General features: G+C 61.6%; 8 protein-coding genes and 1 pseudogene. 8 read left to right on the plus strand and 1 reads right to left on the minus strand.

The annotated features are described in order from the left end of the window. Positions 1-30 precede the first annotated feature (30 nt). The 8 genes and pseudogenes from NKI99_RS09835 (at position 31) to NKI99_RS09870 (ending at position 9,786) form a co-directional block, all read left to right on the plus strand. Positions 31-1,404 carry a PleD family two-component system response regulator gene (locus NKI99_RS09835; RefSeq protein WP_128303387.1) on the plus strand — a complete coding sequence of 458 codons (1,374 nt, stop codon included), beginning with the start codon at positions 31-33 and terminating at the stop codon, positions 1,402-1,404. Positions 1,405-1,928: 524 nt separating this feature from the next. Then, a pseudogene (locus tag NKI99_RS09840) lies at positions 1,929-3,400 on the plus strand (FAD-dependent monooxygenase). Positions 3,401-3,539: 139 nt separating this feature from the next. Next, positions 3,540-4,274, plus strand: a complete 735-nt coding sequence (locus NKI99_RS09845) for a FadR/GntR family transcriptional regulator (RefSeq protein WP_352440267.1) — start codon at positions 3,540-3,542, stop codon at positions 4,272-4,274. Beyond that, a complete protein-coding gene (locus tag NKI99_RS09850; protein WP_352610716.1) occupies positions 4,271-5,458 on the plus strand; it encodes a PLP-dependent transferase in 1,188 nt (395 codons plus the stop codon). The genes NKI99_RS09845 and NKI99_RS09850 overlap by 4 nt, the downstream gene beginning before the upstream one ends. Positions 5,459-5,487: 29 nt before the next feature. Next, positions 5,488-6,765 (plus strand): ABC transporter substrate-binding protein, encoded by a 1,278-nt coding sequence (locus tag NKI99_RS09855; protein ID WP_352610718.1) that lies wholly within the window; start codon positions 5,488-5,490, stop codon positions 6,763-6,765. Between the two features lie 177 nt (positions 6,766-6,942). Continuing rightward, a complete protein-coding gene (locus NKI99_RS09860; RefSeq protein ID WP_023810538.1) occupies positions 6,943-7,866 on the plus strand; it encodes a carbohydrate ABC transporter permease in 924 nt (307 codons plus the stop codon). Then, positions 7,866-8,714 carry a carbohydrate ABC transporter permease gene (locus NKI99_RS09865; RefSeq protein ID WP_352610720.1) on the plus strand — a complete coding sequence of 283 codons (849 nt, stop codon included), beginning with the start codon at positions 7,866-7,868 and terminating at the stop codon, positions 8,712-8,714. Before NKI99_RS09860 ends, NKI99_RS09865 begins: the two co-directional genes overlap by 1 nt. 4 nt (positions 8,715-8,718) lie before the next feature. Beyond that, positions 8,719-9,786, plus strand: a complete 1,068-nt coding sequence (locus tag NKI99_RS09870; protein WP_352610722.1) for an ABC transporter ATP-binding protein — start codon at positions 8,719-8,721, stop codon at positions 9,784-9,786. 315 nt (positions 9,787-10,101) lie between these two features. Here the strand turns inward: NKI99_RS09870 and NKI99_RS09875 are convergent, their stop codons facing one another. Continuing rightward, on the minus strand, positions 10,102-10,311 hold the full coding sequence (locus NKI99_RS09875) for a hypothetical protein (protein ID WP_013531922.1): 210 nt from the start codon (positions 10,309-10,311) through the stop codon (positions 10,102-10,104). Between the last annotated feature and the right edge of the window lie 648 nt (positions 10,312-10,959).

Below are 10,959 nucleotides of genomic sequence, written 5' to 3' on the forward strand. Positions count from 1 at the left end.
GCCCTTTCAGCCGAGCCGGAGCCTTGTGAAATGACTGCGCGGATCCTCGTCGTCGACGACATCCCTGCCAATGTGCGGCTGCTGGAAGTCCGGCTGCTGGCCGAATATTTCGAAGTGCTGACCGCCACCAACGGGCCGGATGCGATCGAGACCTGCGAGAACGGCAAGGTCGATGTCGTGCTGCTCGACGTGATGATGCCGGACATGGACGGCTTCGAGGTCTGTCGGCGGCTGAAGAGCGATCCGGCGACATCGCACATTCCGGTGGTGATGATCACCGCGCTCGACCAGGTTTCCGACCGCGTCCGCGGGCTCGAGGCCGGCGCCGACGACTTCCTGACCAAGCCGGTCAACGACCTGCAGCTTATGACGCGCGTCAAGAGCCTGGTTCGCCTGAAGTCGCTGACCGACGAGTTGCGGCTGCGCGCCTCGACGACGCGCAACATCGGCATCGAGGAGTTGCTCAGCCGCAATTTCGCATCCGAGGACACGACGCCCAAAGTGCTTTTGATCGACGAACGCAAATCATCCGTCGAGCGCATTCAGAAGATGCTGCGCGACCGCGCCGATCTCGATATCTCCAGCGATCCGCATGCCGGTTTCTTCCAGGCCGCCGAGACGTCCTATGAATGCGTGATGATCTCGACCGCGTTCGCCGATTTCGATCCGCTGAGGCTCTGTTCGCAGTTGCGCTCGCTCGATCGCACCCGTTTCGTGCCGATCATCCTGCTGGCGGAGGAGGGCGAGGAGGAACGCATCATCCGCGGCCTCGAACTCGGCATCAATGATTATCTGATGCGGCCGATCGACCAGCAGGAGTTGACGGCGCGGCTGCGCACCCAGGTGCGCCGCAAGCGCTACAACGACCAGCTGCGCGCCAGCGTCACCCAGACCATCGAAATGGCGGTGACCGACGGCCTGACGGGGCTGCACAACCGCCGCTATCTAGACAGCCATCTGCAGACGCTGTTCGATCGCGCGGTGGCGCGGCGCCGGCCGCTGTCGGTGATGATCACCGACCTCGACCGCTTCAAGGCGATCAACGACGCGCACGGTCATGACGGCGGCGACGAGGTTCTGCGGGAATTCGCACGACGGCTGCGCAAGAATGTCAGGGGTATCGACCTTGCCTGCCGTTTTGGCGGGGAGGAGTTCGTCGTGGTGATGCCGGACACCGAGGGCGCGGTGGCCGAGAAGGTAGCCGAGCGCATTCGCGCCGAAATCGCCCAGGCGGCTTTCGCCATCGGGCAGGACGGCAAGGCGATCGAAGTCACGGTCAGCGTCGGCGTGTCGTCGGTGCTGAAAGGCGTGGACACGGTGGCGGCGCTGATGAAGCGTGCCGATCTCGCGCTCTACGAAGCCAAGAGCGGCGGCCGCAACCGGGTTGTTGCCAAAGCCGCATAACCGGCCAAGGCTCCGAATATCCAGTCAACCCGACAGGGTTACCCGTTTACCTTAATCCAAGCGATTCGCGAGCCTTGGTTAAGAAACTGTTGATTTTCATAAGCTCTTGCGCAACTGTGCAGGCCAAGACGAAGCCGGCACGAGGATAGAAAGCCGGCTCCGATCCTGGGAATACCCCATGATGCTCAGGTCCGCCGCATCTCCTGGGTCCGTGGGGTCGGCCGGCCGGCGCTGGCACATAGTGGCCTCCTCGTACCGCTGCCAAACGCCGACCGGCCCCCTTCTCTCCAAAAGAACATCAGAACTCCGTGCCAAAGCACGGAGGAATCTGCGTTTCTGCATGTGAAATCGGAACACCCGTTCTAGCCGTTCCTACACAGTTTCGCTGTGAGGGCAGCCAACGATGAGGGGAAGAATACCCCTTCCATTTCATACATATGGCGCACAAGAGGCTTGCGGCAAGACCCGGCTCCTCCCGTAAAACCGCGACCCAAGCCAGGGTGCGGAAAACGGGAGTTATGATAATGATTTCAGATCATGCGGTTGTGATCGCCGGGGGTGGTCCGACGGGATTGATGCTGGCAGGCGAACTGGCGCTGGCAGGCGTGGACGTTGCCATTGTCGAAAGGCGACCGGATCAGAAACTGGCAGGATTGCGCGCTGGCGGCCTGCATGCGCGCACTCTTGAGGTGCTCGACCAGCGCGGAATTGCGGATCGGTTTCTTTCACAGGGACAGATATCGCCGTCCGTGGGCTTCCACATGATCCGGTTAGACATCAGCGATTTTCCCACGCGCCACAATTATCTGCTGGCGCTGCGGCAAAACCACATCGAGCGCATCCTGGCCGACTGGGTCGGCGAGTTCAAGGTGCCGATCTATCGCGGACACGAGGTTGCGGGGTTTGCTCAGGACGCCAGCGGCGTCGATGTCAAACTGTCCAACGGCCACCGGCTGAGACGACATATCTGGTTGGTTGCGACGGAGGCCGCAGCACCGTTCGCAAATCAGCCGGTATTGAGTTCGCCGGATGGGATCCGACGATGAGCTGGATGATTGCCGAGGTCGAGATATCGGAAGAGCCGGAATGGGGCTTCCGCAGCAACGCCTTCGGAATTCATGCCCTGGGTAAGATCGAGGACGGCAAAAAAGTTGGCGTCGTGCTGACGGAACCGAACCTGGAGGCCCGCGGCGAACCGTCCCTGCGCGAGCTCAGCGAGGCGCTGATCGCCATCTACGGCACCGATTACGGGGTCCACAATCCGACCTGGCTCTCGCGGTTCACCGACATGACGCGACAAGCCGTGAAATACCGCGACAGACGCGTCCTGCTGGCCGGTGACGCAGCGCACGTCCACCCGCCGATGGGCGGACAGGGCCTCAACATCGGCGTGCAGGACGCGGTTAACCTGGGATGGAAGCTCGCCCAAGTGGTCAAGCTGATATCACCGGAAAGCCTGCTCGACAGCTATCACACCGAACGCCATCCGGTCGCTGCCCGCGTGTTGCGCAACACGATGGCACAGGTCGCTCTTCGTCGTACGGATGACCGCAGCAAGGCATTGAACGACATCTTTGCCGAGTTGCTCGGCATGGATGAGCCCCGCAAACGGATCGCCGCCGAGATGTCCGGCCTGGGCGTCCATTACGACTTCGGCGAGGGGCATCCGCTGCTTGGGCGGCGAATGCCCGATCTCGATCTGGCCACCGCTGACGGACCGTTGCGGGTCTTCACCTTGCTGCACGACGCGCGGCCCGTGCTGCTCAACTTCGGTGAGCCCGGCAGGCTGGACCTCGCGCCCTGGGCTGATCGGGTCCGGCAGATCGACGCCGGTTACGCCGGTATCTGGGACCTCCCGGTGCTCGGGAGGGTCGCCGCGCCCGGCGCCGTCTTGATCCGGCCCGATGGTTATGTGGCTTGGGCCGGGGCGGGAACCCAACAGGGGCTGGTGGACGCGCTGACCACCTGGTTCGGGTCGCCTGCTGCCTCAGATTAGCAGATACGATCGAAGCGCGATCGCGCGACCGCCTTGAAAGTATTGCGTCGCTCCCTCCGACAGTGCTCCTGACAGTTGGTTGACAGGAGCTTCCTTCTGTGCAGAAATTGGTTGGACCATTGGACCACTTGGAGGAAATGTGGACCAGAACAGCCTGCCACCCATTCAGACCACGGCGCGCGACGACGCGGTGTTGAAGGCGTTGGTGGGATTTGTTCGCGCCGAAGCCCTGCAGCCGGGCGAGCGGCTTCCAACCGAACGCATTCTGGCCGAGCGGCTGAAGGTCAGCCGCAACACCGTGCGCGAGGCGCTGACACGCTGGGAAGGGCTCGGCCTCGTCGAGAGGCGGCAGGGCAGCGGCACCTATCTCAAGGCGGCTGTTTCACACGATATGCTGCACATGCCGCTGACGCTGGCGGGCGGCAATGATTTCACCAGCCTGATGCAGACGATGGAGATCCGCCGCGCGCTGGAGGCGGAGGCCGCAGCTCTTTGCGCCGAACGCGCCAGCCAGGCAGATATCGCCGAAATCGCACGCAAGCTCGACATCATGGAGCAGGCGTTCCGCACGCGCGACGGCATGTCGGCGGAAGAGGATTGGGAGTTCCACCAGGCGATCTACCGGGCCTCGGGTAATCCGCTGTTCGAGCAGATCATCGCCGCCATGTACGAGTTGTTCCACCGCTTCTGGGAGCATCCGCTCGGCGTTCGCGATTTCGGCCATGCCAGCTTTCCCTATCACCGCACCATCTACGAATGCATCGCAGCCCGTGACCCGCAGGGCGCCCGCGCCGAAGCCCTCAAGCTGATCGCTACCGTCGAGGACGATCTCAAGCGCGGTGCCGCCAAACTCAAACTTTCGAGCCAGACATGAACGAGCATCCATCCGGTTTCGATCACGACTATCTCGCCGAGGCGGCGACACTCTTGGCGCATGACGAACCGTTCCCTGGCGGTGCGGTGGTGCCGCCGATCTACCAGACCTCGCTGTTCACCTTCGCCAGCTATGCCGAGATGGCCGATACCTTTGCTGGCAAACGAAAGCAGCCGATCTATTCGCGCGGCGACAATCCGACGGTGATGGAGTTCGAGGCGCGCGTGGCAGCGCTTGAGGGCGCAGAAGCCGCGCGCGGCTTTTCCAGCGGCATGGCGGCGATCAGTGCCACGGTGCTTGCGTTCGTTGGGGCAGGCGAGCGCATCGTGGCGGTGCGCAATTGCTATGGCGATGCCTACCGGCTGTTCGAGCGGCTGTTGCCTCGGCTCAACATCAAGGTCGACTATGTCGACGGCTCCGACCCGGATGCGGTCGCGGCGGCACTTCCCGGCGCCAAGCTGCTCTACCTGGAAAGCCCGACCTCGATGATGTTCGAGCTGCAGGACATCGCGCATCTGACACGGCTGGCCAAGGAACAGGGCATCGTCACCACCATCGACAATTCCTGGGCGACGCCGGTGTTCCAGAAGCCGATCGCGCATGGCGTCGACCTGGTGCTGCATTCGGCCTCGAAATACCTTGGCGGCCACAGCGACACCGTCGCTGGCGTCGTCGCGGGTTCGGCCGCTCATATCAAGCACATCAACGAGCAGACCTATTCCTATCTCGGCGGCAAGCTGTCGCCATTCGAAGCCTGGCTGTTGCTGCGCGGCTTGCGCACGCTGCCGCTGCGCCTGCCGCACCACATGAAGAGCGGCCTGACCATCGCCGAACGGCTGAAGGCGCATGCCAATGTCGAGCGCGTCAACCATCCTGTCTATTCGAACCATCCGGGCAAGGCGACACTGGCCGGCTATGCCGGTCTGTTCTCCTTCGAGGTGACGGACGAGATCGACATCCCCGTCTTCGTCGATGCGATGAAATATTTCCGCATCGGCGTCAGTTGGGGCGGGCATGAAAGCCTGGTCGTGCCGGCCAAGGCGTCGCTGGAGCAGACGCCTGGCCTGAATTCGATGGCGCGCTTCGGCGTCAGCCCCCGAACCATCCGCTTCAATATCGGATTGGAGAGTGTCGAAGACCTGTGGGCGGATGTCGCCCAAGCCTTCGAAAAAGCCAGAAAATAACAAGCGGGTTCAAAATGGGAGTCTTGAACATGAAAAAACTGACCGTCATGCTTGCCACCGTTGCGGGACTGGCGATTTCCGCCGGAAGTGCTGTGGCCGACTCGACCCTGAAAATGGTCGAAGTCATCACCAGCCCGCCGCGCACCGAATTCCTGAAGAAGCAGATCGCCGAATTCGAAACCGCCAATCCGGGCATCAAGGTCGAGCTTATCTCGCTGCCCTGGGGCCAGGCGTTCGAGAAATTCCTGACCATGGTGCAGGCCGGCGATACGCCTGACATCGTCGAAATGCCGGAACGCTGGATGGGCCTCTACGCCAACAATGCCCAGCTCGAGGATCTCGGCCCCTATATGGCCAAATGGGATGATGCCAAGACGCTGGGCGACCGCGCCAAGCAGTTCGGCTCGACCGTCAACAACACCCAGTTCATGATCCCTTACGGCTACTATGTGAACGCGCTGTTCTGGAACAAGAAACTGTTCAAGGAAGCCGGCCTCGATGGCCCGCCGGCGACGCTCGATGATTTCATCGCCGACGCCAAGAAAATCTCTGCGTTGCCGGGCAAATATGGCTACTGCCTGCGCGGCGGGCCGGGCGCTTTCAACGGCATGCACATGTTCATGAACATCGCCGCCGGCAAGGGTGGCTACTTCAACGAGGATGGCACTTCGACGATCAACGAAGAAGGCTCGGTCAAGGGCCTGCAGATGCTGGCCGACATGTACAAGGACGGACTGGCGCCTAAGGATGCGGTGAGTTGGGGTTTCAACGAAACGGTCACCGGCTTCTATTCCGGCACCTGCGCCATGCTCAACCAGGATCCGGACGCGCTGCTCGGCATTGCCGAGAAGATGAGCGCCGACGATTTCGCGGTAGCGCCATTGCCGGTCGGGCCGAGCGGCAAATCCTATCCGACACTGGGCTATGCCGGCTGGGCGATGTTCGCCAACTCGCAGCACAAGGACGACGCGTGGAAGCTGATGGCGACGCTGCTCTCGCCGAAGGACAATCTGGAATGGGCCAAGGAAGTCGGCGTCGTCCCGATCCACAACGGCGCCGACCAGGATCCCCATTTCAAGACCGAGCAGTTCAAGGGCTGGTTCACGGAGCTGAGCGACAGCTCCAAATATGAAATGGTGACCCCGCCAACGCATCTGGAGAACCTCGGCAACTTCGTCGACCAGGTGGCGATCAAGAATTTTCAGGAAGTGCTGCTTGGCCAGAAGACGGCCAAGGACGTCGCCGACCAGTGGGCTGCCTTCCTGACCAAGGAACAGCAGGATTGGCTGGCGAAGAACAAGAAGTAGCTTTTCTTCCCTTCTCCCCGTTCACGGGGAGCAGGTGTCACGAAATGACGGATGAGGGCAGCACTAGCTTCTGCCAGGTTAGCGCTGCCCCTCATCTGTCTACGGCATCTTCTCCCAGTTTCACGGGGAGAAGGACGCTCTCCGCCAGCCGACGTTCCAGGAGTGACCCCTAAACCAATGACCTATGCCGTGTCCGAAATACGATCCGCCGGCCAGCCGCGCCGCAAGCGGTTATCCCACGCCGCAATCGAGCCATGGCTCTATCTCAGCCCGGCGATCATCCTGCTGGTCGTGGTGCTTCTGGTGCCGCTGGTCATCGGCATCAGCTACTCCTTCCGCAAATTCTCGGCGTTCAAGTCCGAATATGTCGGGCTTGGGCAGTATCAGGCGATGCTGTCGGATCAGGTGCTGGGGCAGGCGCTGGTCAACACGTTGTGGTGGACCGTCGCCAGTCTGTTTTTCCAGTTCTTCCTTGGCCTCGGCCTGGCGCTGCTGCTCGACAAGCCATTTCGCGGCCGCAAGGCCGTGCAAGCCCTGGTGTTCCTGCCCTGGGCGGTGCCGTCCTTCTTGTCGGGCCTGACCTGGGCCTGGCTGTTCAATCCCATCATCGGCCCATTGCCGCACTGGTTGTTTGCGTTGGGGCTGAAAGCCCAGCCGACCAATGTGCTTTCCGATCCCTCAACCGCCATGTGGGGGCCGATCGTCGCCAACATCTGGTTCGGCATTCCGTTCTTCGCCATCACGCTCTTGGCGGCGCTGAAATCCATTCCGTCGGAACTGCATGAGGCAGCGGCCATCGACGGCGCTTCGCCTTGGCAGCGCTTCACCAAGGTGACGCTGCCGTTTCTGGCGCCGACCATCGCCATCACCGTGATGTTGCGCACCATCTGGATCGCCACCTTCGCCGACCTGATCTTCGTCATGACGGAGGGCGGGCCAGCCGGCTCGACCAACACGGTGCCGGTCTACATCTATGTCAGCGCCTTCAAATCGCTGGACAAGGGCTATGCCTCGGCGGTGGCGGTGCTGCTGCTCGTCCTGCTCATTGCTTATGCGATTGCGCTGATCGGTATCCGCCGCACCCTGGTGAGGCACGTCTGATGATCGCAGGACGCTCAACCTCGCAGCGCTTCTTCGGCGGCATCGGCCTCTACGCGGCAATCGCGGCCTACGTGCTCTTTGCCCTGTTCCCGATCTACTGGACGCTGAAGATCTCGGTCACGCCGGAGCGGCTGCTCTATTCCGAAGGCATCACGTTCTGGCCGTCGCAGATGACGTTGAAGAATTTCGTCACCGTGCTCGAGGCCACCGATTTCCCGCGCTATTTCCTCAACAGCGTCATCGTCTCGGTATCGACGGCGGCATTGGTGACAATCATCGCCACGCTCGCCGGTTATGCCATGTCGCGCTTCACCTTTCGCGGCAAGGCAGCACTTGCGCTGATGTTGCTTTTGACCCAGACCTTTCCGCTGGTGATGGTCATTCCGCCGATCTACCGCGTGATGGGTCAGATCGGCCTGATCAACAGCCTGACCGGGCTGATCATCATCTACACCGCCTTCAACACGGCCTTTGCCACCTTCCTGATGCAGTCCTTCTTCGACGGCATTCCAAAGGATTTGGAGGAGGCCGCGATGATCGACGGCTGCACCCGAGCGCAGGCGATGCGCAAGGTGATCGTGCCGTTGACGCTACCGGGCATGGGCGCAACGCTCGGCTTCGTCTTCACCGCCGCCTGGAGCGAGCTTCTGTTCGCGCTGATGCTGATTTCCAGCGACGACCAAAAGACCTTTGCCGTCGGCTTGCTCACCTTCATCGGCAAGTTCGCCGTCGACTGGGGACAGATGATGGCGGCGTCCATCCTGGCGCTGATCCCGGTCTGTATCTTCTTCGCCTTCCTGCAACGCTATCTCGTCACCGGCCTGACCGCCGGCGCCGTCAAAGGATAGATCGATGGCCTCTGTTACGCTCGAAAAGGTCCGCAAGGACTATGGCGCCGTCCGCGTCCTGCACGCGGTCGACCTTGAAATCGCCGATGGCGAGTTCGTCGTCCTGGTCGGCCCGTCAGGCTGCGGCAAGTCCACGCTCTTGCGCATGATCGCCGGGCTGGAGGAGGCTTCCGGCGGCGAGATCCGCATCGGCGAGCGGCTGGTCAATGACGTGGCACCCAAGGACCGCGACATCGCCATGGTGTTCCAGTCCTACGCGCTCTATCCGCATATGGACGTGTCGAAGAACATGGGCTTCAGCCTGCTCCTGAAGAAGGCGCAGAAGACGACGATCGACGCCAGGGTGGACGGCGCCGCCAAGCGGCTCGGGCTCGACACGTTCCTGCAGCGCCTGCCGCGGCAATTGTCCGGCGGCCAGCGCCAGCGCGTCGCCATGGGCCGTGCCATCGTGCGCGACCCCAAGGTCTTCCTGTTCGACGAGCCGCTGTCGAACCTCGACGCCAAGCTGCGCGTCCATATGCGCGCCGAGATCAAGGCGCTGCACCAGCAGCTGAAGACGACATCGGTTTATGTCACGCACGACCAGATCGAGGCGATGACCATGGCCGACCGGATCGTCGTCATGCATGACGGGCTGATCCAGCAGGTCGGCGCGCCGCTTGATCTCTATGATCGGCCGGCCAACATGTTCGTCGCCGGTTTCATCGGCTCACCCGGCATGAATTTCCTGCCGGCGACGGTTCGGGAGGGCGCTACCCCGGAGGCCGTGCTGACCGATGGCCAGGCGCTGAGGCTGCCGGAAGGCCTGCCGCTCAAGGATGGTGACGCAATCACCGTCGGTTTGCGGCCCGAGCATATAAAATTGGCGGATGACGGCGCGTTGAAGGGCGAGGTGAGGGTGGTCGAGCCGCTCGGGCTTTCGACGCAGTTCTACGTCAAGCTGGCCAGCCAGCAGCTTTGCGTCTTTGCCATGGGCCGTGCCGGCGTGAAGCCCGGCGACGAGGTACGGTTGGCGGCCGAACCACACCAGCTGCATCTATTCGATCCGAAGAGCGGTGAGCGCATCGGCTGAGGGGACTCAGCCAGGGCGGATGCGGGCAGCCGGATCAGGCGCCGCTATCGGGCGAGAATACACGGTAACGCTAAATTTCAATTGGATAAAATAGCGGAACGTCCAAGAGACATTTCCGGAACCTAACAGGACCACTCGGACCTTTGCGTGTAGGGCACAAGACCTTAGTCCCGCCGTCTTCTCAAAAAACGGAGGTTATTTCGCCACGAACTAGGCCGCCGTCGGAGCTAGTCAACACCGACGGCGGCACCTGCAATATGGGTGAGTGGGTTGTGTGCGGATATGGTGTGATCGCGGAAGGGTGATTGTAAATCGCTAACCGCGAGGGCTTCTTTTAGACAGCGGCGAGCTGTCCAACGGGTTCTCAGCCGACTTGGCCGATCGCCGCTCCTTCAGCCACAGGGACTTCTTTCTCCTTGCCAGGTTCTCGTCTCGAACGCTGTCTTCGGCGGTCACTCCGCCATGCATCGCGGCAATCACGTAGTCGGCTCTGTTGGTTCGAAAGTCGCCTTTTTGTACGGACATCGTTTTCTCCCAGTGCGAGGCATTTCCCCCCTTTTTGCCTGACGCTGAAACTAACTGCCTATCCGTGGCGCAAGTCTACCAATCGGCGATTGTATTAAAACGATACACTCAGCAGGTATGGTGATGGCACGATCGCACGAGAGGAGCCCATTCTGGCGGGGCTTCTTCATTGACCCGGTTGTGATCCTTGCGGGGGTGCCGCGGCGGGAGGGGCCGGAGCCTGCGGTGCGGGTTCCGTGGAAGGCGGGGCGGGGCTGTCAGGCTGAGGCGCAGGCTGTGCGGCCTCTTCCTCGGTCAGAACCTGGTCAGTCCTGGCCTTGATCTCATCGGCCGTCTGCTGGCTTATCAGCCCGTTGCTGACGGCGAAACCAGCAGCCAGAGCGACAAGGGCTGCAATGATTGCAGCTTTCAACTTCTTCGACATCCATAGGCGCCTTGTTCGTGACACCCAACCCACGGCCAAGGGTGCCGCAACCATGGCGAAGGGTCAATCCTTTGGCTGGAGTCTCTGCTCGGATGCAACGAAATCAATTGGCTACAAACGAAAAACGCCGCCCATTGGGCTAATGCAGTTCACTTAGGCACCTTCAGTGTTCTGACAGGATATTTGGCTGGTAGCTTTTTGACGACACGGGGGCATGATCGCCC

This window comes from Mesorhizobium sp. M0239, assembly GCF_040321815.1.
Taxonomy (GTDB): Bacteria; Pseudomonadota; Alphaproteobacteria; order Rhizobiales; family Rhizobiaceae; genus Mesorhizobium.